The sequence below is a fragment of the Stutzerimonas sp. CXK-1 genome (assembly GCF_057738225.1).
The window spans coordinates 229731-256086 of record NZ_CM173217.1 but is presented as its reverse complement, the minus strand read 5'-3'; the positions used below and the strand labels follow the sequence as shown (position 1 = coordinate 256086).

Annotated in this window: 17 protein-coding genes; 14 read left to right on the top strand and 3 right to left on the bottom strand. The window is 68.2% G+C overall.

Going from position 1 to position 26356, the window contains the following annotated elements:
• Positions 1-51 precede the first annotated feature (51 nt).
• From tssF to AC0KXH_RS01210, 4 genes are read left to right on the top strand one after another with little or no spacing between them, the layout of a single operon-like run.
• Positions 52-1842, top strand: coding sequence for a type VI secretion system baseplate subunit TssF (tssF, locus tag AC0KXH_RS01225; protein ID WP_488224013.1), 1791 nt, complete (start codon positions 52-54; stop codon positions 1840-1842).
• The gene (gene tssG, locus AC0KXH_RS01220) at positions 1806-2879 is read left to right on the top strand and encodes a type VI secretion system baseplate subunit TssG (RefSeq protein ID WP_488224012.1); all 1074 of its coding nucleotides are present in this window, start codon (positions 1806-1808) and stop codon (positions 2877-2879) included. Before tssF ends, tssG begins: the two co-directional genes overlap by 37 nt.
• Positions 2880-2888: 9 nt before the next feature.
• Positions 2889-5489 carry a type VI secretion system ATPase TssH gene (tssH, locus tag AC0KXH_RS01215; protein WP_488224011.1) on the top strand — a complete coding sequence of 867 codons (2601 nt, stop codon included), beginning with the start codon at positions 2889-2891 and terminating at the stop codon, positions 5487-5489.
• 28 nt (positions 5490-5517) lie between these two features.
• Positions 5518-7008 (top strand): sigma-54 interaction domain-containing protein, encoded by a 1491-nt coding sequence (locus AC0KXH_RS01210; protein ID WP_488224579.1) that lies wholly within the window; start codon positions 5518-5520, stop codon positions 7006-7008.
• 42 nt (positions 7009-7050) lie between these two features.
• On the opposite strand, the gene AC0KXH_RS01205 is transcribed toward AC0KXH_RS01210, so the two are convergent.
• Together AC0KXH_RS01205 and desA are read right to left on the bottom strand one after the other, a co-directional pair.
• Positions 7051-8046, bottom strand: a complete 996-nt coding sequence (locus tag AC0KXH_RS01205) for a GGDEF domain-containing protein (RefSeq protein ID WP_041108836.1) — start codon at positions 8044-8046, stop codon at positions 7051-7053.
• Positions 8047-8189: 143 nt separating this feature from the next.
• Entirely contained in the window at positions 8190-9380 is a 1191-nt protein-coding gene (gene desA / locus AC0KXH_RS01200) for a delta-9 fatty acid desaturase DesA (RefSeq protein ID WP_061338071.1), read from the bottom strand.
• Between the two features lie 408 nt (positions 9381-9788).
• On the opposite strand from desA, the gene AC0KXH_RS01195 reads away from it, so the two are divergent.
• From AC0KXH_RS01195 to AC0KXH_RS01150, 10 genes are all read left to right on the top strand, one after another.
• Entirely contained in the window at positions 9789-12794 is a 3006-nt protein-coding gene (locus tag AC0KXH_RS01195; RefSeq protein ID WP_063613240.1) for a PAS domain S-box protein, read from the top strand.
• On the top strand, positions 12757-13143 hold the full coding sequence (locus AC0KXH_RS01190) for a response regulator (RefSeq protein WP_043217889.1): 387 nt from the start codon (positions 12757-12759) through the stop codon (positions 13141-13143). The genes AC0KXH_RS01195 and AC0KXH_RS01190 overlap by 38 nt, the downstream gene beginning before the upstream one ends.
• 49 nt (positions 13144-13192) lie before the next feature.
• Positions 13193-15604, top strand: a complete 2412-nt coding sequence (locus AC0KXH_RS01185; RefSeq protein WP_488224010.1) for an ATP-binding protein — start codon at positions 13193-13195, stop codon at positions 15602-15604.
• The gene (locus tag AC0KXH_RS01180; RefSeq protein ID WP_041108843.1) at positions 15601-15987 is read left to right on the top strand and encodes a response regulator; all 387 of its coding nucleotides are present in this window, start codon (positions 15601-15603) and stop codon (positions 15985-15987) included. The genes AC0KXH_RS01185 and AC0KXH_RS01180 overlap by 4 nt, the downstream gene beginning before the upstream one ends.
• The gene (locus AC0KXH_RS01175; protein ID WP_041108915.1) at positions 15980-17641 is read left to right on the top strand and encodes a diguanylate cyclase; all 1662 of its coding nucleotides are present in this window, start codon (positions 15980-15982) and stop codon (positions 17639-17641) included. The genes AC0KXH_RS01180 and AC0KXH_RS01175 overlap by 8 nt, the downstream gene beginning before the upstream one ends.
• Before the next feature lie 65 nt (positions 17642-17706).
• Positions 17707-20574: an ATP-binding protein gene (locus tag AC0KXH_RS01170; protein WP_488224009.1), complete on the top strand. Its 2868-nt coding sequence runs from the start codon at positions 17707-17709 to the stop codon at positions 20572-20574.
• On the top strand, positions 20571-20960 hold the full coding sequence (locus AC0KXH_RS01165) for a response regulator transcription factor (protein ID WP_041108847.1): 390 nt from the start codon (positions 20571-20573) through the stop codon (positions 20958-20960). Before AC0KXH_RS01170 ends, AC0KXH_RS01165 begins: the two co-directional genes overlap by 4 nt.
• The gene (locus tag AC0KXH_RS01160; RefSeq protein ID WP_312762732.1) at positions 20957-22087 is read left to right on the top strand and encodes a YaiO family outer membrane beta-barrel protein; all 1131 of its coding nucleotides are present in this window, start codon (positions 20957-20959) and stop codon (positions 22085-22087) included. The genes AC0KXH_RS01165 and AC0KXH_RS01160 overlap by 4 nt, the downstream gene beginning before the upstream one ends.
• The gene (locus tag AC0KXH_RS01155) at positions 22077-23201 is read left to right on the top strand and encodes a HEAT repeat domain-containing protein (protein WP_488224008.1); all 1125 of its coding nucleotides are present in this window, start codon (positions 22077-22079) and stop codon (positions 23199-23201) included. Before AC0KXH_RS01160 ends, AC0KXH_RS01155 begins: the two co-directional genes overlap by 11 nt.
• The gene (locus tag AC0KXH_RS01150) at positions 23198-24598 is read left to right on the top strand and encodes a glycosyltransferase family 2 protein (protein ID WP_488224007.1); all 1401 of its coding nucleotides are present in this window, start codon (positions 23198-23200) and stop codon (positions 24596-24598) included. Before AC0KXH_RS01155 ends, AC0KXH_RS01150 begins: the two co-directional genes overlap by 4 nt.
• A 66-nt stretch (positions 24599-24664) precedes the next feature.
• Here the strand turns inward: AC0KXH_RS01150 and AC0KXH_RS01145 are convergent, their stop codons facing one another.
• Positions 24665-26158, bottom strand: coding sequence for an aldehyde dehydrogenase (locus AC0KXH_RS01145; RefSeq protein ID WP_043217880.1), 1494 nt, complete (start codon positions 26156-26158; stop codon positions 24665-24667).
• Between the last annotated feature and the right edge of the window lie 198 nt (positions 26159-26356).

Sequence of the window (26356 nt, the reverse complement as noted above, 5' to 3'; positions counted from 1 at the left end):
AGCCCCGCTTAAGCGCGTCGGATACGTAACGACAAGGATGAACCGTTAGCAATGTCCTTCAACCATCATTACCAAAGCGAACTCACCGCCCTGCGCCAGCTGGGCAAGCGCTTTTCCGAGCGCAGCCCGGCGCTGGCGCCGTTCCTCGGGCAGGCTGGACGCGATCCGGATGTCGAGCGCCTGCTCGAAGGCTTCGCCTTTCTCACCGGACGGTTGCGGCAGAAACTCGACGACGAGCTGCCGGAGCTGACCCACTCGCTGATGCACCTCTTGTGGCCGAATTACATGCGGCCGCTGCCGGCGTTCAGCATGCTGCAGTTCGATCCAGTCAAGCGCAGTGGCAAGGCGCTCAGCGTGCCGCGTCACACGCCAGTCGAGGCCAAGCCGGTACGCGGAGTGACCTGCCGTTTCCGCACGGCCTATGCCACCGAGGTGCTGCCGCTGGAACTGACCGAGCTGAACTACTCGGTCAAGGGCGACGGCGCCTTGCTGAGCCTGCGCCTGGGCATGACTGCCGATGGCCATCTGGGCGAGGTCGACGTGCGCCGGCTGCGGCTGCACCTGGCCGGCGAGCGTTACGTCAGCCAGATGCTCTACCTCAGCCTGCTGCGCCATCTTGACGGTATTCAGCTGATCGCACTGGATGCCCAGGGCAAGCCATTCACCGACGCCCAGGGCCTGCCGTTGCCGCCCCTGGCGCTGGAGGCCGGCAAGGTGGAGCCGGTCGGTTTCGCCGAAGACGAGGCGCTGATCCCCTACCCGCTCAACACCTTTCGCGGCTACCGGCATCTGCAGGAATACTTCGCCTTCCAGGAAAAGTTTCTCTTTGTCGACCTCGGCGGCCTCGACGCGCTGCAACGCCTGCCAAAGGAGCGCCTGGAGCAGGCGCGCGGGTTCGAGCTGCGCTTCGACATCCGCAAGGCCGGCGCGCAGCGCATCCGGCCGACGCGCGACAACGTGCGGCTGTACTGCACGCCGGTGGTCAACCTGTTCGAGCACGATGCCATCCCGGTGCGCCTGGACGGCAAGCAGGACCAGTACCTGGTGCGCCCCGCCGAGCTGGACAGCAGCGGCTGCGGCATCTTCTCGGTCAACCGGGTCACCGGCTGGAAGCCGGGCGGCAAGGGCTACGAGGAGTACGTGCCGTTCGAGTCCTTCGAGCACGACCCCAGCTTCGACGTCCCCGTGGCGCGCCCGCACTACAGCGTCCGCCAGCAACCGTCGCTGCTCGGCGATGGCCTGGAAACCTACCTGGCGTTCGGCCTGCGCGACCTGGACGGCCACGAGACGCTGTCGATCGAGCTGACCTGCACCAACCAGAACCTGCCGCGCAAGCTGCGCCTGGGCGACATCTGCCTGCCCTGCGAGGACACGCCCGAATTCCTCACCTTTCGCAACATCAGCCCGGTCACGCCGAGCTATGCGCCGCCGCTGCACCGCGACTTCCTGTGGAAGCTGATCAGCAACATGTCGCTCAACTACCTGTCGCTGGCCAACGTCGAGGCGCTCAAGGTGATCCTCGAGACCTACGACCTGCCGCGCTACTACGACCAGCACGCCGAGAAGGTCAGCAAGCGCCTGCTCGGCGGGCTGAAAGCCATCGCCCATCAGCATGTAGACCGCCTGCACCGCGGCCTGCCGGTGCGCGGCGTGCGGACCGAGCTGACCATGGACCCGGACGGTTACCTGGGCGAAGGCGACCTGTTCCTGTTCGCCTCGGTGCTCAACGAATTCTTCGCACTCTACGCCAGCCTCAACTCGTACCACGAGCTGCGCGTGAGCAGTACACAGGGAGAGGTGTACCAATGGACGCCGCGCATGGGGCAGCAGCCCCTACTTTGAGTGCAACAACTACTTTGAGCGCAACAGCCCCTGCTCTGAGCAGCGGGCCGCACGGCGCCGGGCTCGGCCGGCTGAGCCAGGGCATTCGCGAGTACAGCCTGTTCCAGGGCGTGTTGCTGGCGCTGGATCGCCTGCGCGCGGTGCATCCGGAGCTCGACGAGCAGGCCCTGTATGAGCGCCTGGACTTCCAGGCCAACCCGAGCCTTGGTTTTCCCGGCACCGATATCGACGCCGTCGAGTTCTACGAGGACGGCCGCGGCTGGCGCGCCCGGCTGCGGCTGAACCTGGTCAGCCTGTTCGGCGCCGGCTCGCCGCTGCCAGCCTTCTATGCCGACCAGGCGCTGGGCGACAGCATCGACGGCAACCCGACGCGCGAATTTCTCGACCTGTTCAACGACCGCCTGCAGCGCCTGCTGCTGCCGATCTGGCAGAAGTACCGCTACTACGCGCGCTTCACCACGCGCGCGCGCGACCCGCTGTCCGAACAGCTGTTCGCCCTCATCGGGCTCGGCGGCGAGCAGATCCGCGCGGCGAGCGAGCTGAACTGGAAGCGCCTGTTGCCCTACCTCGGCCTGCTCAGCCTGCGCGCGCATTCGGCGGCGCTGATCGAGTCGGTGCTGCGCTACTACTTCAAGCATGCCGACCTGCGCATCGAGCAATGCCTGGAGCGCCAGGTCGACATCCTCGGCGAGCAGCAGAACCGCCTCGGCCGCGCCAACAGTCAGCTCGGCGAAAACCTCGTGCTGGGCGAGCGGGTACGCGATCGCGGCGGCAAGTTCCGCATCCACATCCGCCAGCTCAGCTGGGACCGCTTTCACGAATTCCTGCCGGTCGGCACGGGCTACCAGCCGCTCTGCGCGCTGGTGCGCTTCACCCTGCGCGACCCGCTGGACTACGACATCCGCCTGGCCCTGCGCCAGGACGACATCCGCGAGCTGCGCATCGGGGAAGGAAACCCCTGCCGCCTCGGCTGGACCAGCTGGCTCGGCACCGAACGGGCCGACGGCATGGTCACCCTCGGCAGCAAGCTTCATTAAGGAACCGACATGATCAACGTAGACCTGCAACAACTCGTCCAGGCGCTCGACGCGCCGACCAAGCGCGACCTGGAAGGCGCCGCCGAACGCTGCGTGGTACGCGGCGGCAGCAAGATCCTGGTCGAAGACCTGCTGCTCGGTCTGCTCGGGCGCGCCGACGGCCTGCTGTTACGCGCCCTGCAGGACGCCGAAGTGGACGCGGGCGAGCTGGCCCAGGCCCTGCAGGCCCGCGGCGAGCACAGCGAATCGCGCAACCCGGTATTTTCCGCCGAGCTGGTGCAGTGGCTGCAGGACGCCCTGCTGGTCGGCAACCTCGAACTCGGCCAGAGCCAGATCGACCAGGCCGCGCTGTTGCTCGCGCTGCTGCGCAACCCGATGCGCTATGCCGGTAGCCGCTACCAGCCACTGCTGGCGCAGCTGAACATCGAACGCGTACGTGATTTCGCGCTGGCGCAGCAACCCCAGACGGCCCCCGGAAAACCGGCCGCGAGCGGCGAATCGAACCTGGCGCGCTTCACCCACAACTTCACCCAGCAGGCCCGCGACGGCAAGCTAGACCCGGTGCTGTGCCGCGACGGCGCGATCCGCCAGCTGATCGACATCCTGGCCCGCCGCCGCAAGAGCAACCCGATCGTGGTCGGCGAGGCGGGCGTCGGCAAGACCGCCATCGTCGAGGGCCTGGCCCTGCGCATCGCCGCTGGCGAAGTGCCGGAGACGCTGAAGAACGTCGAGCTGCTCTGCCTCGACCTCGGCCTGCTGCAGGCCGGCGCCAGCGTGAAAGGCGAATTCGAGCGTCGGCTGCAGGGCGTGATCGACGAGGTCAAGGGCGCCGCCAAACCGACCATCCTGTTCATCGACGAGGCGCACACGCTGATCGGCGCCGGCGGCCAGGCTGGTAGTGGCGATGCGGCCAACCTGCTCAAACCGGCCCTGGCGCGCGGCGAGCTGCGCACCATCGCGGCGACCACCTGGAGCGAATACAAGAAGTACTTCGAGAAGGACCCGGCGCTGGCGCGGCGCTTCCAGCCGGTGCAGTTGCACGAGCCCACAGTCGACGAGGCGGTCACCATCCTTCGTGGCCTGGCGCCGGTGTACGAGAAGAGCCACGGCATTTACCTGCGCGACGATGCCGTGGTCGCCGCGGCCGAACTGTCGGCACGCTACCTGGCTGGCCGGCAGCTACCGGACAAGGCCGTGGACGTGCTCGACACCGCCTGCGCCCGCGTGCGCATCAGCCTGGCTGCTGCCCCCGAGGCGCTGGAACGCCTGCGTGGCGAGATCGCCGAAGGTGAACGGCAGGGCGAAGCCATGCGCCGCGACTTGGACGCCGGCCTGATCGTCGACCACGACGCCTTGGATGCGCTGGAGGACCGCCTGGTCGCCGCTCGCGCCGACCTGGAGCAGGTGGAAACCCGCTGGGCGGTGCAGCGTGATCTCGCCGAACGCCTGCTGGAGCAGCGCAAGCAATGCGCCGCCGCGCGCCTGGGCAATGACGAGGGCGCCAGCGACGAACCACGCCCGAGCCTCGAGCAGTTGGAAGCCGAGCTACGTGCCCTGCAGGCCGAGTTGGCGGCGGCCCAGGCCAGCGAGCGGCTGGTCAGCTTCGAGGTCTGCCCGCGCCTGGTGGCCGAAGTGATCAGCCACTGGACTGGCGTGCCGCTGTCGCAGCTGGCGCGCGAACACAACAGCAAGGTGCTGAGCTTCGCCGACGACCTGCGCCGGCGTGTACGCGGTCAGGAACAGGCGGTCGCCGCGCTGGACCGGGCCATGCGCGCCACCGCGGCCGGCCTGAACCGCCCCGACGCGCCCGTCGGCGTGTTCCTGCTGGTCGGCCCCAGCGGCGTCGGCAAGACCGAAACCGCGCTGGCCCTGGCCGACCTGCTGTATGGCGGTGAGCGCTTCCTTACCACCATCAATATGTCCGAGTTCCAGGAAAAGCACACGGTCTCGCGACTGATCGGTGCGCCGCCCGGCTACGTCGGCTACGGCGAAGGCGGCATGCTCACCGAGGCGGTGCGGCAGAAGCCCTATTCCGTCGTGCTGCTCGACGAGGTCGAGAAGGCCGATCCGGACGTGATGAATGTCTTCTATCAAATCTTCGACAAGGGCGTGGCCAACGACGGCGAAGGCCGCGAGATCAACTTCCGCAACACCCTGATCCTGATGACCAGCAACCTCGCCAGCGACGAGATCGCACGCCTGTGCGCCGCCGGCCAGCGCCCCGCGGCCGAGGACCTGGAGACGGCCATCCGCCCCGCCTTGAGCCGTCACTTCAAGCCGGCGCTGCTCGGGCGCATGAAGGTGGTGCCCTACTACCCGGTCGCCGGCGAGGTACTGGCCGAACTGGTGGGCGTCAAGCTCGCGCGCTTCGGCGAACGGCTGGCGCGCCGCAATCTGCGCTTCAGCCATTGCGAGGCGCTGGTCGATCACCTCGCCGAACGCTGCACGCACAGCGAGAGCGGCGCGCGGCTGATCGACCACCTGATCGACCAGACCTTGCAGCCGCAGGTGGTCGACCGCCTGCTCGCTGCCATGGCCAACGGCGAAGCCCTGCAGCAGGTGCATGCCACACTCGACGGTGATGGAGCGGTTGTCTGTGAGTTCGCTTAAGGTCTCGGCGGTGATCCCCGATGCGGCCATGCCCGGCGCGGCGAGCCGCCTGCTAGCACAACTCGCCGAACTCGCCTGGAGTACAGACACCAGCGCCTGGCTGGGCGGGCTGATGGAAGTCGCTGCACAACTGGCCGGATGCCCGCTGGCGCAGCTCTACCTGCTCGATGCGACCCATACACGGCTGACGCTGTCGGCAGAATGGTTCGACGGCGAACGGCGCCACGACGCCGCCAGCCTGCCGAGCGACTATGACGGCGAGCAACTGCTGCAGTACTGCCTGAGCCAGAACCGGCTGCTGAGCATCGCCTCGCTCGACGCAAGCCTGCACGCGACGGGTTTTCTGCCCGAAGCGGCACGCCCCTGGCGCAGCCTGCTGTGCCTGCCGTTGCCGAATGCCGAGGGCCACGCGGTCGGGCTGCTGGTGGTCGCAAGCCGAGCCGGGCAGGACCTCGCCGAAGCCGTCGAGCCGCTGGCCAGCCTCGGTCGCTTTGCCCTTGGCCAAGTGCAACTGCTCAACCGCCTGCGCGGCGTGGCACACCCGGCGCCGTCCGAGCAAACCCATACTCCGCGCTGCGCCAGCGGCTATGGCCTGATCGGCGACAGCCCGCGCATGCGCGCCGTGTACAGCCTGATCGGCAAGGTGCTGCACAACCCGGTCAGCGTGCTACTGACCGGAGAGACCGGCACCGGCAAGGAGCTGGTCGCCCGCGCCATCCATGACTGCGGCTCGCGGCGCAGCCAGGCCTTCGTCGTGCAGAACTGCGCGGCGCTGCCCGAGCACCTGCTCGAAAGCGAACTGTTCGGCTATCGCAAGGGGGCCTTCACCGGTGCCGAGCGCGACCACGAAGGCCTGTTCGATGCGGCCAATGGCGGCACGCTGTTTCTCGACGAGATCGGCGACATGCCGCTGACCCTGCAGGCCAAGCTGTTGCGTGTGCTACAGGAAGGCGAGGTGCGACCGCTGGGCAGCACCCGCACCCACAAGGTCGACGTGCGTATCGTCGCCGCGACCCATCAGGACCTGCACAAACGTGTCGAGGAAGGGCGCTTTCGCGAGGACCTGTACTACCGCCTCTCATTGTTTCCCATCGAGCTGCCGCCCTTGCGCGAGCGCGACCAGGACATCCTGCGCCTGGCCCGGCATTTCGCCGACAAGGCCTGCGGCTTCCTGCAACGCGACACCGTACGCTGGTCGGATGCGGCGCTGGAGCAGCTGGCCGCCTACGGCTTTCCCGGCAATGTGCGCGAACTCAAGGGCCTGGTCGAGCGCGCCGTCCTGCTCTGCGACGGCGGTGAGCTGTTGCCGGAGCATTTCAGCCTGCGCGCGGTGGACGACGCGCTGGACAGCACGCTGAACCTGCGCGAACGGCTCGAACGCGTCGAGCGCAACCTGCTGGTCGACAGCCTGCGCAAGAACGGCGGCAACCAGAGCCAGGCCGCGCGCGAACTCGGCCTGCCGCGCCGCACCCTGCTCTACCGGATGGAGCGGCTGGGAGTCAGTACCAGCAACCTCTGAGCCGAGGGCTACACATCAGCCCCGCCGGCCGTGGCGGCCGGCTCAGGCAACGATCACCTGATTCTTGCCCAGGCGCTTGGCCCGGTACATGGCCGCGTCGGCGCGGGCGAACAGCGCCGAGAGCTCGAGATCGCTGGCCTTGAGATAGGTCAGGCCGAAGCTCGCGGTCACCCGGAAGCGCTCGCCGCGCGGCGTGGTGAAGCTCAGCCGCTGGATCTCGCCCTGCAGGCGTTCGGCGATCTGCTCGGCCAGGTCCGGTTGGCAGCCGGGCAGCAGCGAGGCGAATTCTTCGCCGCCGATCCGGCCGAACAGGTCGCCGCGCCGCAGCACACGGCTGCCGCACTCGGCCACCCGCTGCAGCACCTGATCGCCGACCTGGTGGCCGTGGCAATCGTTGATGCGTTTGAAGTCGTCGATGTCGAGCAGCAGGAAGGCCAGCGGCGTGGCGAACTGCCGGGCATGCTCGAACTCGCGCCCGGCGCACTCGAAGAAGTGCCGGCGGTTGCTGCTCTGGGTCAGCACATCGGTAGTAGCCAACCGCTGCAGCTCACCCTCGAGCTGCTTCTTCTCGGTGATGTCTTCTGCGATGCCGACCAGAATCGGCCCCTGGCCGTTCTGCGCCGGCCGCCCGAGAAAGCACTTGTCGCTCAACCAGCGCAGCTGGCCATCGCCACGAATGATGCGGTACTCGCGGGTTTCCACCGCGCCCTCGTCAAGCACGTCGAGCATGCTCTTCTGGGCGTATTCCAGGTCGTCCGGATAGATGCTGTTGCGCCACTCGCTGTAGTCGGCGAGCAGCAGTGCGGCGGAGCGCCCGAAGATGCGCTCGTACGCCGGGCTGACGTAGATCATCCGCTGCGCCTGCCAGTCGAAGGCCCAGAGGACGGCATTGACCCCGCCGAGCAGGGTGCTGAACAGATGGTCGCGCTCGCGCAGGCGTGCCACTTCGGCACGCGCATGCATCAGCGCCACGAGCATCTGGGGATCGGCGCCGGGCAACAGGCCGCCCGCGCTGGTGCGATTGCCAAGCAACTGCATAAAGGCATTCCAGAATTACCGCAGGCGCTCTAGTTCGGCGCCTACGGCGGGTTGAGAATGCCTTTCAGAGAGTCGCCGATATGCAAAGTTCCGGAGCGCCCCGGGAATTTGTCAGGCAGCGGACGACTGACCGGAAAAGCGGCTCAGGCGCTTGCCGGGGCCGGACGCAGCGAGTAGGTCTTGAGGTGCTCGGCGAACTCGCGCAGCGACTGGATACCGCTGGCCTCGGCCTCCTGCACCCACTGACGGATCGCGGCCAGCATCTCGTGCCCGTTGCTGCTGGTCCGCGTCCAGATCTGCTGCAGCGCCAGGCGCTTTTCGTAGATCACCTGCAGCGGCTGACTCTGCTCGAGCATGGCGCTGATGTGCGCCTGCTGCTCGTCCTGCAACAGGCTCGGCTCGCGCGCCAGCAGGCGCTTGGCACGACGGAACTGATGCCGCACCGAGGCATCCACACGGCCGAGCTCCTGCCGCACCAGCGGCACGATCACCAGCCGGCGGTACTGCGCCATGATCTGGAAACGGTTGTTGAGAATCGCCATGGCGCTGTCCATGTCCAGATGCCCCTTGCCCTCGATGCGATGGGCGATCGGCGCGACGCGGGTGACCTTGGCCAGGCCGAGCAGGCTGAACAGGCGAATCCACGCCCAGCCCATGTCGAACTCCCATTTGCGTACCGAGAGCTTGGCCGAGTTGGGGTAGGTGTGGTGGTTGTTGTGCAGCTCCTCGCCGCCGATGAGGATGCCCCAGGGCACCAGATTGGTCGCAGCGTCGCGGCATTCGAAGTTGCGGTAGCCCACCGCATGGCCGAGCCCGTTGACCACGCCGGCGGCCCAGAACGGGATCCAGATCATCTGCACCGCCCAGACGGTCAGGCCGATGATGCCGAACAGCGCGAGATCCAGCGCCAGCATCAGGACGATGCCCAGGTTCGGGAAGCGACTGTAGAGGTTGCGTTCGATCCAGTCGTCCGGGCAGTTCTTGCCGTAGATGCGCAGGGTCTCCTCGTTCTTCGCCTCGGCCATGTACAGCTCGGCCCCTTTGCGCAGGACGGTGCCCAGCCCCTTGTGCACCGGGCTGTGCGGGTCATCCGGGGTTTCGCACTTGGCGTGGTGCTTGCGGTGGATGGCGGTCCACTCGCGGGTGTTCATCGCCGTGGTCAGCCACAGCCAGAAGCGGAAGAAGTGCTTGAGCGCCGGGTGCAGCTCCAGCGAACGGTGCGCCGAATAACGGTGCAGATAGACGGTCACGCTGACGATGGTGACGTGGGTCAGGGCCAGCGTGGCGACGATGAGCTGCCAGGCCGACAGATCGAGAAAACCGGTGTACCACATATGCAGCAGGTGCCTCGCAACGGAGAAAAACGACGCCCGGCAGCAGGCCGGGCTCAGCGCATTATGTCGTGCATCCGCGGCCAATCCAGCCTGCAGCTCGTCGCCCCGACGTACGCGTTGCGCCTCCCATCCGGCCGATGGAGGCTATGCCGCGGCTAACTCGCCAGCCCCGTTGCAGTTTTTCGCGGCACGCCAGGCGATGCCGACGGCCGGCTCTGAAAGACCCTGCGACAAAATTCCGGATGCTCTACAATTCGCGCCGGTGTCTGATATCAATAAGCCACCACCTATTTGACCTGCGCCGTCATTCGGCCGCCCGAGGTTGCCCTTGCGCTCCTACCGAAGCCGCCGTCCCGCCATCAGCGCCAGCTCGATGCCCCGCGGCGAATCCCGACGCCGATGAAAACCATGCAACCCCAACGGGTCTTCGGTATCGGCAGCCTGCTGCTCGCCGTGCTGTTCGGAGCGCTTGCGCTGTACGATTTCCAGACGCGCCAGGCGGCGCATCGGCTGGCCATCGCCAAGCAGGGCGAGCTGCAGCACCTGGCGCTACAGAACGCCCAGCATGGCCAACGCACCCAGGCCGAGATGCTCGCCGACGGGCTGGCGAACAATCCGCTGCTGGTGGGCCTGGTCCGCGAAGCCGCACGGCGCCTCGACACCCCCGCCGCAGGCCAGGACACCCAGCTGTATGCCTTGCGGCGAAGGGCGATCGAGGTGCTCGAGCCGCCTTGGCGGGCCATGCAGCAGCACCAGCCGGTGCAACTGCACCTCTACCTGGGCAATAACGGTTTCGCCCTGCTGCGTCTGCAGGACCCCGGGCGCTTCGGCAGCACCATGACCGAGAGCCGGCCGCTGCTGCGCGAGGTGATGCGCAACGGCCAGCCGCGCTCGGACGCCGAGATCGACGGCTACGGTGCCAGCATTCGCGCCGTCGCCCCGATCCAGGATGCCGCCGGCAAGCCGATCGGCGCGCTCGAAGTCAGCCTCGGCTTGCTGCCCGAGCTGGTCGACCTCGGCGAACGGCTCGACGCCGGGCTGGCGCTGATGATCAATCGGGTCGCGCTGACCGAGGCGCTCGGCTACCCACCAAGCGGCGTGCAGCTGGGGCCGGACTGGCTGTCGGGCGGGCACTCGGCGACCCAGGCCCTGCACTGGGCGCAGATGGGCACGCTGCCCAGTCCCGCCGAGGGACGGGTCTGGCGCCTGCTCGATGCCGACGAGCGGACCTTTCTGCTCAACCAGATTCCGCTCCCGACCCGTGCAGGCGAGGCCGGCAACGCTACCGGCCCGCTCGCCGCCGCGCTGGTCTGGCGCGACGTCACCGAACTGGTCGCCGAGCATGCCCGCGAGAGCCGCCAACTGCTGCTCAAATGGGCGCTCGCCTGGCTGATTGCCGAAGCGCTGCTGCTGCTGCTTGCGGTCCTGCTGTACCGGCGCATCCGCGCACAGCTACGCCACCAGCTGAGCCGGCGCCAGCAGGAACGCAACCGCCGACGCCTGCTCGACCGGGCGCGCAAGATCGCCCGCCTGTTGCCGGGCATGGTCTTTCAACTCAAGCGCTTCGCCGACGGTCGTTATGCGTTTCTCTATGTCAGCGAAGGTGCACGCGCGGTTTACGGTTTGCCGCCTTCGAGCCTGATCCGTGACGCCGGTTGCGCGCTGGCGGCGGTGCACACCGAAGACCTGCCGCGACTCAGGGGGACGTTGCTGCGCCTGGCGCTGCAGGGTGGCAGCGCCTCGACCGAATGCCGCATCCGCCACCCCGAGCGCGGGCTGATCTGGGTCGAATGCCGCGCCAGTGCCGAGCGCCGGCGCGACGGCTCGGTAGTCTGGCAAGGCTTCGTCACGGAGATCACCGAAGTGATGGAAGCCACCCGTGCGCTGCAGAAGAGCGAAAGCCGCTTCCGCGCGATGGTCGGCAACCTTCCCGGCGCGGTGTACCGCTGCCGCAACGACGGCGAGCGGCGCATGCGCTATGTCAGCGAAGGCATCGAGCGCCTGACCGGCTACCCCGCCGAGCACTTCACCGGCGACGGCGCACAGCGCTACTGCGCCCTGATCCACCCGGACGACCGCGACTGGGCCCGGCTGGCGCCCGAGCGCGGCAGCCACGAGCTGACCTATCGCCTGCGCCACGCCGACGGCAGCACCGTGTGGGTTCGCGAGCGAGCCCGCCTGCTGCATGACCGAGACGAACCGCTGGGCTGGTGCGACGGCTTCATCTGGGACGTTACCGCGCAGGCACGCGCCGAGGCCGAGATGCTGGAGCGCGAGCGCTACCTGCGCATGCTCATCGACAATGTGATCGATGCCATCGTGATCATCGACGAGCACGGCCTGGTCGAATCCTTCAACCATGCCGCCGAGCGGATTTTCGGCTACCGCAGTGACGAGATCGTCGGGCGCAACCTCTCGCTGCTGATGCCCGAGCCGGTGCGCTCGGCGCACGACCATTACCTGGGCGAATATGTCAGCGGCGCGCAGCCGCGCGTGCTGGAGCGGACCCGCGAGCTGCAGGCCCAGCGCCGTGACGGTCAGGTGTTCAGCATCGAGCTGCGCGTCTCGCAATTCAGCCACCACGGCCAGCGCAAGTTCATCGGCCTGGTGCGCGACATCAGCGAACGCAAGCGTGTCGAGCGGATGAAGAGCGAGCTGGTCTCGATCGTCAGCCACGAGCTGCGCACGCCGCTGACTTCGATCAATGGCGCCCTCGGGCTGATCGCCGGCGGCGCGCTCGACACCCAGCCCGAGCAGCTGCGGCGCATGCTGCAGGTCGCCCACCAGAACAGCCAGCGCCTGGCGCGGCTGATCGACGACCTGCTCGACATGGACAAGCTGGTCGCCGGCAAGATGAAGTTCGAACTGAAGGTCCAGCCGCTGGCACCGATCCTCGCCCAGGCGCTCGACAGCAGCCAGGGCCATGCCCAGCAGCAGCAGGTCCGGCTGCGTCTGACGGCGGTGCCGGCCGTGCAGCTGAACGTCGACGAGAATCGCTTGCAGCAGGTCTTGGCGAATTTCCTCTCCAACGCGGTCAAATTCTCGCCGGCCGGTGGCACCGTCGAACTCTCGGCGGGTGCCCGGGCCGGTTGGGCACGGATCAGCGTGAGCGACCAGGGGCCGGGCATCCCCGACGAGTTTCGCGCCAGGATCTTCCAGAAGTTTTCCCAGGCCGACTCGTCCGATACGCGCCAGAAGGGCGGCACCGGGCTGGGGCTGGCGATCTGCAAGGAGCTGGTCGAACGCATGGGCGGGCGCATCGGCTTCGAGTCCGAGCCCGGCCGTGGCACCTGCTTCTGGTTCGAACTGCCGGTCGCCCGGCCGCCGGCACAGGCTTCAACCGACACAACCTTTGAACGAACAGCGGAGAACGAGGATGAGCGAGCTGAGACGGATCCTGCACATCGAGGATGACCCTTCCATCCAGTCGGTCACCAAGCTGGCCCTGGAAGCGGTTGGCGGGTTCGAGGTGCTGAGCTGCTCGTCCGGCGCCGAGGCCCTGCGCGAAGCACCCGGCTTCGCCCCCGATTTCGTCCTGCTGGATGTGATGATGCCCGGCATGGATGGCCCGGAAACCCTCGCCCGGCTGCGCGAGTGCATCGATCTGGAGAAAATTCCGGTAGCCTTCATGACGGCCAAGGTGCAGAGCAGCGAGATCGATCACCTGCGCAAGCTCGGTGCGCGCGACGTGATCATCAAACCCTTCGACCCGATGCGTCTGGCCGAGCAGATTCGCTCGATCTGGAGTGCTGGCCGATACTAGGGTAGCCCCAGGCCCCGCGCCTTCTTACCGACCCCCGTACAGGCCATTCATGCAACCACCCAAAGCAGGCACGGATGCCGATGCGCACCACAACGAGCTGTCCCGGCTGGCGGCGCTGCTGCGCTACGAAATCCTCGACTCGGCCGAAGAGGCGGCCTTCGACGATTTCACCCAGCTGGCTTCGCGCCTGTGCGATACGCCGATCGCGCTGATCTCGCTGGTCGACGACCGCCGCCAGTGGTTCAAGAGCCGGGTGGGCCTTGCGGTCAGTGAAACGCCGCGCGACATCTCCTTCTGCAGCCATGCGATCCGCGGCAGCGAAATCTTCGAGGTGCCGGACGCCCTGGCTGACCCGCGCTTTCGCGACAACCCGCTGGTGACCGGCGAGCCCGGCATCCGCTTCTATGCCGGCACCCTGCTGTGCACCCCGGACGGCCACAACCTCGGCACGCTCTGCGTGATCGACCGCAAGCCGCGCAGGCTGAGCGCCGATCAGCGCGACGCGCTTGGTCGCCTCGGCCGCCAGGTGATGCGCCTGTTCGAGCAGCGCCTGTTGGCGCGCCGGCACGCCGAGCAGGCCGCGCTGCAGCAGGCCATCCTCAGCAGCGCCGCCACCGCGGTGATGACCACCGACATCCTCGGCCGGCTGGAGAGCCTCAACCCGACTGCCGAGCGACTGCTCGGCTACAGCGCAGCGGAGCTGGTCGGCCGCGGCATCTGCAACACCCTGTTCGACCCGATCATGCTCGAGCGCCGTGCGCGCTTGCTGGCCGAAGAGTTCGGCCACCCGGTGCAGGCCTGCTTCGACGTGCTCACCCTGCCGCTCGAGCGCGGCCTGCCGGAAATGGCGCAGTGGCGCCTGCGCCACCGCAACGGCAGCGATGTCCCGGTGCTGCTGCACGTGATGGCCATCCGCGACGAGGACGAGCGCCTGCATGGCTACCTGCTCAGCGCCTTCGACCTGGCCTACCAGGAGCAGCTGCAGCTGCGCCTGCAGCAGATCGCCGCGCAGGTGCCAGGCATGCTCTACCAGTTCCACTGGCGCCCGCGCGGCGGTGGCGAGTTCCCCTACATCAGCCAGGGCGTGCAGGACATCTTCGGGCTCAGCGCCGGGCAGATCAGCAACGACATCCGCACCATCTACAAGCGGGTGCACCCGGCCGACCTGCGCGAGGTGCAGCGCAGCCTGCGTCAGGCGGCCAGGCAGCTGGTGCCCTGGCAGGCCGAATACCGCGTCGAGCATCCCGAGCGCGGGCTGCGCTGGGTCGAGGCACGCGCCACCCCGCTGCCCCAGGCCGACGGCACGGTGCTCTGGAACGGCCTGGTCACCGACATCACCGAACGCAAGGCCGAACAGCTCGAACTCGACAAGCAGCAGGAGATGAACCGCCGCCTGCTCGAGGCCCTGTCCGAAGCGGTGATCGCCTGTGATGCCGAAGGCAACCTGACGGTCTTCAACGAAAAGGCCAAGCAGTGGCATGGCGGCGATGCCGAGGCGATTTCGCCGATGCAGTGGGCCAGGCGCTACCACCTCTACCTCGCCGACGGCGTGACGCCGATGCCGACCGAGCAGATTCCGCTGCTGCGTGCCCTGGCCGGCGAGCACATCGCCGACCTGGAAATGGCGATCGTCTGCAACGGCGCGCCGCGCTACGTGATCTGCAACGCCAACCCGCTGTACGGCACGGGCGGCCAGCTGATGGGCGCGGTGACGGTGCTCTACGACATCACCGAGCGCAAGCGCATCGAGCGCCTGCAGCGCGAATTCATCTCCACCGTCAGCCACGAGCTGCGCACCCCGCTGACGTCGATCACTGGGGCGCTGGCGCTGATCAGCGCCAACGTTCTGGGCCAGGTGCCGGAGCCGCTGCGCGAGCTGCTGGAGATCGCGCACCAGAACAGCCAGCGCCTGAGCGCCCTGATCGACGACCTGCTGGACATGGACAAGCTGCACGCCGGCAAGATGCGCTTCGACATGCGCCAGCAAGCATTGGCACCGCTGCTGCGCAGCGCCCTGCGCGCCAATTACAGTTACGCCGAGCGCCGCGGCGTCGAGTTCCGCCTCGAGCACTGCGACCCGGTGCTGGTCGAGGTCGACGCGATGCGCTTGCAGCAGGTGCTGAGCAACCTGCTGTCCAACGCCGCGAAGTTTTCCCCGGCCGGCGAGCACATCGACGTGCGCGCCGACCGACGTGACGCCTTCGTCCGCGTCAGCGTCCGAGACCACGGGCCCGGCATTGCCGACAGCTTTCGCGAGCGGGTCTTCCAGAAGTTCGCCCAGGCCGATTCATCGGACAGCCGCCAGCAGGGTGGCACAGGCCTGGGACTGGCCATCAGCAAGGAGTTGATCGAACGAATGGGTGGACATATCGGCTTTCACTCCGAGCCGGGCCAGGGCGCCTGTTTCTGGTTCGAGCTGCCCTGCCAGGAGGCGCCGGTCAACGGCGTCGCATCGACATGAATTCGCTACGGCGCATCCTGCACGTCGAAGACGTGCCGTCGATCCAGGTCATCACCCGCATCGCCCTGGAAAAGCTCGGTGGCTTCGAAGTGCGTACCTGCTCGTCGGCCCAGCAGGCGCTCGACGAGGCGGCCGACTTCGCGCCCGACCTCATCCTGCTCGACGTGATGCTGCCGCAGATGGATGGCGTCGAGTTGCTGCACGCCCTTGGCGAGCGGCTCGACCTGACGCAGGTGCCGGTGGTGTTTCTCACCGGCCAGACTCAATTGGACAATCTCGAGCAACTGCAGGAGCAAGGTTTGCGCGCCGTGATCAAGAAGCCCTTCGACCCCTTGCAGCTGGCCAGGCAGCTGCGCGACATCTGGGATGCCGCGCATGGGTGAGCAGGCACGCCTGCTGCTGCAACAGCAGCTACAGGCACAACGTGAACAGTACGCCGCACACCTGGAAAGCGAGCTGCCGGAACTGGCCGCGCTGGCCAGCCGGCTGCAGCAGCCCGGGGCGCTGGAGTCGCGCCGCCAGCAGGTGCAGAACCTGCGCGACCGCCTGCACCGCATGGCGGGGGCCGCAGGCACCTTCGGTTTTACCCAGGTGGGCAATCGCGCGCGCGCCCTCGAACAACGCATCGACCGCTGGCTCGACAGCCAGAAGCCCAGCGGCCAGGCCCTGGCAGCGCTGGCCAGCAGCATCGGCCAGTTCGCTGGCGAAGCGTTCGTCATCGACAGCGAGCTGGCATTGCCGCTGCACCCGGAAACGGATGAAGAGCTGTCGTCGGGTTGCCGCATCTACCTGCTCGACAGCCTCGCCCTGGCCGCGCAGGCCACCGCCCAGGCGCTGCGCAATTTCGGTTACGAGGTGCTGCTGTGCCAGGACCGCCCGGCGCTGCGCCAGGCGATCGCCCGGCAGGCCCCCGATGCGCTGGTGGTCAGCGTGCGCGACGACGCCGACCTGGCGGAAGTCGCCACACTGCAACAGGGGCTCGAGGCGCCGATTCCGCTGCTGGTCATCCATGACCGCTTCGACTTCGCCAGCCAGCTCGCCGCCGTGCGCGCCGGCGCCCAGGGCTATTTCGCCCGGCCGCTGAACATCACCCAGCTGGAGACCGGCCTGGAGCGCTGCCTGAACCGCCCGCAACACGAGCCCTACCGGGTAATGATCGTCGACGACGATGCGGTCCTCGCCGAGCACTACAGCCTGGTGCTGCAGAACTCGCAGATGCAGGTCAGGCTGACCTCCGCGCCGGAGCAGGTGCTGGACATGATGCAGGCCTTCAATCCCGAGGTGCTGCTGCTGGACGTCAACATGCCCGGCTGCAGCGGCCCGGAACTGGCGCAGATGATCCGCCTGCACGACGAATGGCTGCGCGTGCCGATCATCTACCTCTCCGCCGAAACCGACATCGCCCGGCAAATGGCTGCGCTGCTGAAGGCCGGCGACGACTTCATCACCAAGCCGATCAGCGACAGCCAGCTGATCGCCTCGGTGTTCTCCCATGCTCAGCGGGCACGGGCGCTCAGCAACGCGCTGGCGCGCGACAGCCTGACCGGCCTGCTCAAGCATGCCGACATCAAGGAACAACTGGCGCTGGAAGCCTACCGCGCCTCGCGGGCAAACAAGCCGACCAGCGTGGTGATGCTCGACCTCGACCACTTCAAGGCGATCAACGACACCCACGGTCACGCCGCCGGGGACAGCGTGATCCGGGCGCTGGCCAACCTGCTGCGCCAGCGCCTGCGCCGTATCGACAGCCTGGGGCGCTACGGCGGCGAGGAGTTCGTCGTGGTGTTGCCCGAGTGCCCCGCGGCCGAGGCGGCACGCATCTTCGACGAAATCCGCGAGCGCTTCGCCGAACTGACCTTCAACGGCAGCGGCGACCGGCCGTTTCGCGTCACCTTCAGCGCCGGCATCTGCGAAACCGAAGGCGATGCCGCGGCCAGCGCCCTGCTCGAGCGCGCGGACCAGGCGCTGTACCGGGCCAAGCACGACGGCCGCAATCGGGTGCGCATCGCCGCCGCACAGGCCTCGGCCAGCCGCTGAGGCGAACCGTGCCGGCTCCGCCGGGTCTATAGCGAGGTATAGATCCCGGCCAGAGGAGTCCTGGTTTGCCGGCACGCCCCGCGAAAGCTTGGCATTGGCTGGCGTTTCTGTTCGCGTCGATCCTGCTCGTCGCCCTCGGCTGGCAGGGCAAGCGCACCCAGGAAGCGCTGCTTGAAACCAATCGTTCGGTCAGCGACAGCCTGGAAATCATCACCTCGATCCAGGCCATGCTGTCGTCGCTGCAGGACATCGAGACCGGTGCGCGCGGCTTCATGCTGACCGCCGACTCGCGCTACCTCGAACCCTACGAACGCGGCCTCGAACAGCTGGAATGGCGGCGACGCGCACTGTTCGAACAGCTGCGTGGGCGCGAATACCCCAGCTGGCACTGGTTCGACACCCTCGACTCGACCATCGCCGCACGGCTGCAGGTCGCCGCGCAAAACATCCAGTCGCGCCGCAGCGAGGGCCTGGCCATCACCATCGAGCGGCTGCAGCGTTCGGGCAGCAAGGAGCTGATGGATCGCTTGCGCGGCATGCTCAATGCCGTCGAACAGCACGAGCGCCGACGTCTGGCCGCTGCCAACGAGGCCGTGGCGCAGGCGACACAACACAGCCAGCGGCTGGCGCTGATCGGCAGCCTGCTGGTGGCACTGCTGTCGCTGGCCGCGTTCTGGGCCGTGCAGCGCAACCTGCGCATCCGCCAGCGGCTGGCTGAAGGCGCCCAGGCCGGCGAAGCCCGCCTCGACGCGCTGCTGCAGGCCATTCCCGACCACCTCTACGCGGTCGACGCACAGCGCCGGGTCACCACGCTTTCGCAGGGTGCACCGCACCGCGGACCGCCGCCGGACATCATCGAGCCGCTGCTGCTCGACCTGGCAGCGCGCCACGAGGACGGCCAGCTGCGCCAGAGCCTGTGGTGCGAACCGCAGACGCGGCGGATCTTCGAGGTGCGCCTGATGCCGACCGGAGCAGGCGAACAGCTGGCGATCGCCCGCGACGTCAGCGAACTGGAGTACAGCCGCGACTCGCTGCGCGAGCAGCAGCTGTTCCTCCGCCGCGTGGTCGACAGCGACGAAAACCTCATCTTCGTCCGCGACGCGCAGGGGCGCTTTCTGCTGTGCAATACGGCCCTGGCGGCCGTGCTGGGGCTGCAACCGACCGATATCGAGGGGCGCACGCCGGCCGAGGTGCCGGCCGCGCACCTGTTGCAGCCACTGCTGTTCGGCCAGGGCGAACTGCAGGGCGGCAACGGCGAACTGCGCATCAGCGAGGTCGCGCTCACCGATGCCGACGGCCAGGAGCGCTGGCTGCAGGTGGTCAAGCGCCCCCTGCGCATCGCCCCGGGGGGCACCCGGGTGGTCACGGTGGCGGTGGATATCTCGCTGCGCCGCCGAATGGAGCAGATGAAGACCGAGTTCATTTCGACCGTCAGCCACGAGCTGCGCACCCCGCTGACCGCCATTCGCGGCGCACTGGGCATGCTCATCAGCGGCACCGCCGGGCCGCTCGACGAAGGCCTCAAACCGCTGCTCGGCATCGCGCACAAGAACACCGAGCGCCTGGTGCGGCTGATCAACGACATCCTCGACATCGAGAAGCTCGAGGCCGGCCGGCTGGCCTTCGATCTGCGCCGCTGCGATGTACGCCCCCTGCTGGAACAGTCGCTGTTCGACCTCGCGCCCTACGCCCGCGAATACGACGTCAGCCTCGAGCTGGCCCCGCAGGCCGAGCCGTTCGCCAGCGAAGCGCGGCTCGATGCGGATCGTTTCACCCAGGTGATGGCCAACCTGTTGTCCAACGCCATCAAGCATTCGCCGCGCGGTGCCGCGGTAACGGTCGACCTGCAACGGCACGGCCAGCAGCTGGAAATCGGCGTGCGCGACCGCGGCGCTGGCATCGCCGAGGATTTCCGCCCGCGCATCTTCGAGCGCTTCGCCCAGGCGGACGCCTCCGACGCCCGCCAGCGCGGTGGCACCGGCCTGGGGCTGGCGATCACCCGCGCCTTGATCGAGCAGATGGGCGGGCAGATCGGCTTCGACACCCGGGCCGGCGAGGGCACGCGCTTCTGGTTCCGCCTGCCGCTTCCAGCCGACGCCGACCCACCGCCCGATACCACAGTCGTCGCCCCCGAGCCGCGGGCATCAGGCAGCGGACCGGCACGGATTCTCATCCTCGAGCCGGACGCGGCCGCCGCCGTGCAACTGGCCGAGGCGCTCGGTGCGCAGGGCTATCAGGCCGTCATCGCACACAGCGCCGGGCAGGCCCGCGAACTGCTCGGGCAATACGTTATCCATGCGCTGACGCTGAGCCCGGCGCTGGACGACGCGGACAGCCTGGATTTCCTGCAAAACCTGCGTAGCCAGCCGCGCTATCAGCAGTTGCCGGTGCTGATCGTCGGGCTGCAGCCACAGCGCCGTGCGGAAGATGACGGCGCGCTGCGCGGCGGCGCGGTCGGCGTGATCGACTGGCTGAGCAAGCCCGTCGACCCCACGCAGGTGTTGCGCGTGATCCAGGCCTGCCTGCCGCCCCGCCACGGCCGGCCACGCCTGCTTCATGTCGAGGACGACGAGGATCTGCGCACCCTCCTGGCGCGGCGCTTCGAGGCGCTGGACGTCGAGCTGCACGGCGCAGCGACGCTGAGCGAGGCGCGCCAGCTGCTCGCCGCGCAATCCTTCGATCTGGCGATTATCGACCTGATGCTGCCCGACGGCAGCGGCAGCGAATTGTTCGACCAACTGGCGCAGAGCGACCCGCCGCCTCCGGTGATCCTGTTCTCCGCGCTCGACGCCCCGGTCCACGACAGCCGGCTGACCCTGCGCCAGCTGGTCAAGTCGCGCCACGACGGCGAGCAACTGGCCAGGCTGATCCAGCACCTGCTGCAACACTGGCCGCCACGCGCACAACCCGACACTGACGAGGTTCACCGATGACCGAATCCGCCAGCCAACGCATTCTCATGGTCGAGGACGAGGAGGACATCGCCTTTCTGATCCGCTTTCTGCTCGAGCGCCACGGCTTTGCCGTCGAGCACGCGGCCGACGGCCGCCAGGCGCTCGACTGCCTGGCTACGAACGCACCGCCCGACCTGGCGCTGATGGACATCATGCTGCCCTATCACGACGGTCTGGAACTGATCGAGCGGCTGCGGGCGCAACCCGGCTGGGAAACGCTGCCGGTCCTGATGCTCACCGCCAAGGCCCGCGAAGTCGACGTGGTGCGCGCGCTGGAACTCGGCGCCGACGACTATGTGACCAAGCCATTCCAGCCCGAAGAGCTGCTGGCGCGCATCCGCCGCCTGCTGAGGACGCGCCGATGAGACGCCTGGCCCTGTGGCTGTCGCTCGCGCTGTACGGCACCGGAGCCTGCGCCGGCGTCGCCGAGGCCGAGCGCCAGGTACGCGAGCAGCGCCTGGACGCGGCGCGCCAGACGCTGGAGACGCATCTCGCCACCGCACCGCAGGACCGTGACGCACGCTTTCTGCTGGCGCGCGTGCTCGCCTGGCAGGGCCACGCCGAGCAGGCGCTGCCCCTGTACCAGCGCCTGCTGAGCGAGCAGCCGGACAACGCCGACTACCTGCTCGGCCAGGGCCAAGCGCTGCTCTGGGCCGGCTTCCCGCAGCGCGCGCTGGTCCCGCTGGAACGCGCCGAGCGCCTCGCACCGGGCTATGCCGAAGTGCAGCAAGTCATCCAGCAGGCGCGCGCCGCCCTCAGCGTGCCGGTGACAGGCGCCGCGCCAACCGTCGCCGCGCCAGCGACCCGCCGGCATGAACTGGAGATCTCTGCCCGCCAGGACTGGCTCGACAACGGCTTCGACAACTGGCGCAGCCAGCGCCTGGACTACAGCTCGACGCAGCCCGAGGGGCTTGGCTGGTATGCCGCGCTGTTGCGCGAGCAGCGTTTCGGCGAGTGGGACGAGGGCGCCGAACTCGGCGCCGTGGTGCCGCTGGACGCGAACTGGGCGCTGCAACCGGAGATCGGCTACCAGCCCTCGCCCTACTTCCTGCCCGAATGGCATGCCGACCTGCGCCTGCAGCGCCGACTGCCGCATGGCTATCTCGGCGCGCTGAGCCTGCGGCGTACCGAGTATGCGACCACCCGGGTCGACCGCCTGGCGCTGGCGGCCGAACGCTACTGGGGCAACTGGCGCGCCGGCTACACCCTCAACCTCACCGATGTCGCCAACGCCGGCACGCCGATCGGCCACGACCTGGCGCTGGACTATTACTACGACGGCCTGAGCTACGCCGGCCTGCGCCTCACCGCGGGGGAGGAGGAGGCGGTCGAGGAGCGCCAGGTGATCACCAGCGACGTGCGCGCCATCAGCCTGCAGGGTCGCCACTGGTTCAGCCGGCGCTGGGCGCTGACCTGGGAAATCGGCCATCACCGCCAGGGCGACTATTACGACCGCCAGTGGCTGCAGCTCGGCCTGCGCCATGCCTTCTGACGGATCGATGCGCTGCCCGGCCTGGCTCTGCGAAGCGCCGGCAGACCTCCTCGCGGCGCTACGCCCGGAAGATGCAATCCTGCAGCTGGCGTTCTACTGCGCGCTGGCCCTGGCCGGCCTGACCCTGCTGGTGTTGCTGCAGGTGCTCCTGCTGGGCGAGCTGACCCGGCTGCGCGGCCGTCGCCGGCAGGCCTTCAACGATCACTGGCGCCCCTACTTCGCACTGTGCAGCCTGAGCGACGAACTGCCTGAAGCGACGGCACCGCGTGCCCGCAACCATCGGCTGTGGTTTCTCTTGCAATGGAACCGCACCCAGCTGCAGTTGCGCGGCGCCGCCCACGAGCGGATGAATCGCGCGCTGGTCGCCCTGGGCATGGAGCGCCGGGCGCTGGACCTGTTGCGCGGCCGCGTTCGTGCCCGGCTGATCGGCCTGACCTGCCTGCGCCACCTGGCCGACCCGCGTCACTGGGAAGCGGTGTTGCCGTTGCTGCGCAACCGCAACACCAGCGTTGCCCTGGCCGCGGCGCAGACGCTCATCGCCATGGACCCGGCGCGCGCCATGCAGACCCTCCTGCCGCTCGCCGCGCAGCGCGCGGACTGGGCGCTGCCACGGCTCACCGGACTCTGTCTGCAGGCCGGCGCCGAGGCGGTTACCGGCCCGTTGCTGGCCCTGCTGAACCTGCTCGACGAGCCGCAGCGCACGCGCATGGCGGCACTGCTGGTGTACGGCGACCCACGTCACGCCGCGCCCTGGGCTCGCGCCCGGCTGGACGAGGGCGCCGCCGCCGAAGCCTTGCAGATCGCCCTGCGCTGCCTCGGCGAGCTTGCCGACCCGCGTGATCGGACGCGCCTGCAGCGAGCCCTGGCACACGCCGGGGCCGACGTGCGTCTGGCCGCCCTCGAAGCGCTGCAGCGCCAGGCGCGCCGCGACGACAGTCCGCTGTTCGTGCCCCTGCTCGCCGACAGCAACTGGGCGGTACGCCAGGCCGCGGCCGACGCCCTGGCGCACCTGCCCGGCGCCACGCCGGAGCGACTGCAGCATCTGCTGCAGGAGGTCGACGACCGCTACGGCCAGGACGCCCTGCGCCGTGCCATGGTGGAGCTGAAGCGATGAGCGTTGACTGGCTCTGGTGGCTGCAGCTGGGCTTCATCGGCTACTTCCTGCTGCTCAATGGCACCTATCTGCTGCTCAACCTGCTGTCGATGGCCAGCCTGATGGGCTACATGCGGCGGCGCGCCGAAGCGGGCGAAGCTGCGCCCTACCTGGGCGTGGAGCCACCGGTGTCGGTGCTCATGCCCGCCTTCAACGAAGAGGCGACCATTCGTACTTCGGTGCGCTCGATGCTGCAGTTGCAGTACCCCGAGTTCGAGGTGGTGGTGATCAACGATGGCTCCAGCGACCGCACCCTGGCCTTGCTGATCGAGGAATTCGAGCTGCTGCCGCATCCCGAGCCGCTGCGCCAGGCGGTGCCGCACCAGCCGGTCACTGCCATCTACCGCTCGCGTCGCTACGCCAACCTGCGGGTGGTGGACAAAGCCAACGGCGGCAAGGCCGATGCGTTGAACGCCGGCATCAACGCGTCGCGCTACGGCCTGTTCTGCGGTGTCGACGCCGACTCCATCCTGCAGCGCGACAGCCTGCTGCGGGTGGTCCAGCCGTTCCTCGAAGACGAGCGCACCATTGCCGCCGGCGGCACCGTGCGCATCGCCAACGGTTCGCAGGTGCGCGGCGGTTTTCTCATCCGCGCCGGGCTGCCACGCAACTGGCTGGCGCGCTTTCAGATCGTCGAGTATCTGCGCGCCTTTCTCTTCGGCCGCCTCGGCTGGTCGCCGCTCAACGCGGTGCTGATCATCTCCGGCGCCTTCGGCCTGTTCGACCGTGAACGGGTCATGGCCGTCGGCGGCTACCGCACCGATACCGTGGGCGAGGACATGGAGCTGGTGGTGCGCCTGCATCGCCATCATCGCAAGGCGCGCATTCCCTACCGCATCCGTTACCTGCCCGACCCGATCTGCTGGACCGAATGCCCCGAAGACCTCGGTACCCTCGGCCGCCAGCGCAGCCGCTGGCAGCGCGGCCTGGCCGAAAGCCTCGGCCGGCATACGCGCCTGGCCTTCAGCCCGCGCGGCGGCACGCCCGGCTGGCTGGCCTGGCCGTTCATGGCGCTTTTCGAATGGCTCGGCCCGCTGATCGAACTGGCGGGCTATGGGTTCATGCTCGGCGGCTTCGCCCTGGGTGCCGTATCGCCGGCGGCCCTGGCCCTGTTCCTGCTCGTGGCGATCGGAATGGGCATCCTGCTGTCGGTCAACGGCCTGCTGCTCGAGACGTTGTCGTTTCACGTCTACAGCCGCCGCCGCGACATGCTGCAGCTGTTTCTCATGGCGGTGCTGGAGAACTTTGGCTACCGCCAGCTCAACACCCTGTGGCGCGTGCGCGGCCTGTGGCAGTGGTTCTCACGGCGCAAACATCAGTGGGGTGTAATGCGCCGCAGTGGCAGCTGGGGCCAGTGACTCGGCCGCTCTGTGGCGCTGCCGGCACGGATCGGGCGGTGATCCGTGCCAGCGCCGTGTCGGCTGCTACAGCTTGATCCAGGTCGCCTTGAGCTCGGTGTACTTGTCGAACGCATGCAGCGACTTGTCGCGGCCGTTGCCCGACTGCTTGAACCCCCCGAAGGGCGCCGTCATATCGCCGCCGTCATACTGGTTGACCCACACGCTGCCGGCGCGCAGGGCGCGCGCCGTGCGGTGCGCCTTGGACAGATCGGCGGTCCACAAGGCAGCGGCCAGCCCGTAGGGGGTGTCGTTGGCGATCGCCACCGCCTCTTCGGCGCTGTCGAAGGTGATGACCGAGAGCACCGGGCCGAAGATTTCCTCGCGGGCGATCTTCATCGCATTGTCGACCCCGTCGAACAGCGTCGGCTCGACATAGACGCCACCGGTTTCCTCGAGGGTGCGCGCGCCGCCCAGCAGCACCTTGGCCCCGGCTTCGCGGCCGGCCTCGATGTAACCGAGCACGGTATTCAGCTGCCCGTTGTCGACCAGCGCGCCGACGTTGGTCGCCGGATCGAGCGGATTGCCCGGCTTCCAGCCCTTGAGGGCCTCGACGACCATCGGCAGAAAGCGCTCCTTGATCGAGCGCTCCACCAGCAGGCGCGACCCTGCAGTGCATACCTCGCCCTGGTTGAAGGCGATGGCGCCGGCCGCTGCCTGGGCCGCCGCAGCCAGATCAGGCGCATCGGCAAAGACGATGTTCGGGCTCTTGCCGCCGGCCTCCAGCCAGACCCGCTTCATGTTCGATTCGCCGGCGTAGATCATCAGCTGCTTGGCCACGCGGGTGGAACCGGTGAACACCAGCGTATCGACATCCATGTGCAATGCCAGCGCCTTGCCCACCGTGTGCCCGTAGCCGGGCAGCACGTTCAGCACACCGGCCGGAATACCGGCCTCGATCGCCAGCTGGGCGACACGCAGCGCGGTCAGCGGGGATTTCTCCGACGGCTTGAGGATCACCGAGTTGCCGGTCGCCAGCGCCGGCCCGAGCTTCCAGCAGGCCATCAGCAGCGGGAAGTTCCACGGCACGATGGCGGCGACCACACCCACCGGCTCGCGGGTGACCAGCCCCAGCTGGTCCTCCGGCGTTGCGGCCACCTCGTCGTAGACCTTGTCGATCGCTTCGCCATTCCAGCGGATCGCGCGCGCGGCGGCCGGCATGTCCACCGCCAGGGCGTCGGCGATCGGTTTGCCCATGTCCAGGGTTTCCAGCAGCGCCAGCTCTTCGGCGTTCGCCTCGATGAGTTCGGCGAAGCGCACCAGCACGGCCTTGCGCCGTGCCGGCGCCATGCGCGACCAGACACCGCTGTCGAAGGCCGCCCGGGCGCTGGCCACGGCCTGTTCGGCGTCGGCCTCGTCGCAACTGGCTACCTGGGTCAGCAGCCGCCCATCCACCGGGCTGATGCAGTCGAACACCTCGCCCTTCGCCGCCGGCGTGTAGCGCCCCTGGATGAAGGCGCGGCCTTCGATGTGCAGATCGCGCGCACGCTGTTGCCAGTCGGCGAGGGTCAGAGTGGTCATGGAGCGTCCTCTTGTGGATGGAGTCGAATGAGCTGCGCCAACCAGCCGAGCGACGGGATCCCGCAGGACCCGCCAGGCGGTTTTCGCCTCGTCAGACAGGCACCCTAAATGAGCGGCTCTGGGCTATCAATATTTTTTACGAAAGCCCAGGATATCGGCTTGTTTTGTTCGTTTTATTAAACATAGACTCCAGGTATC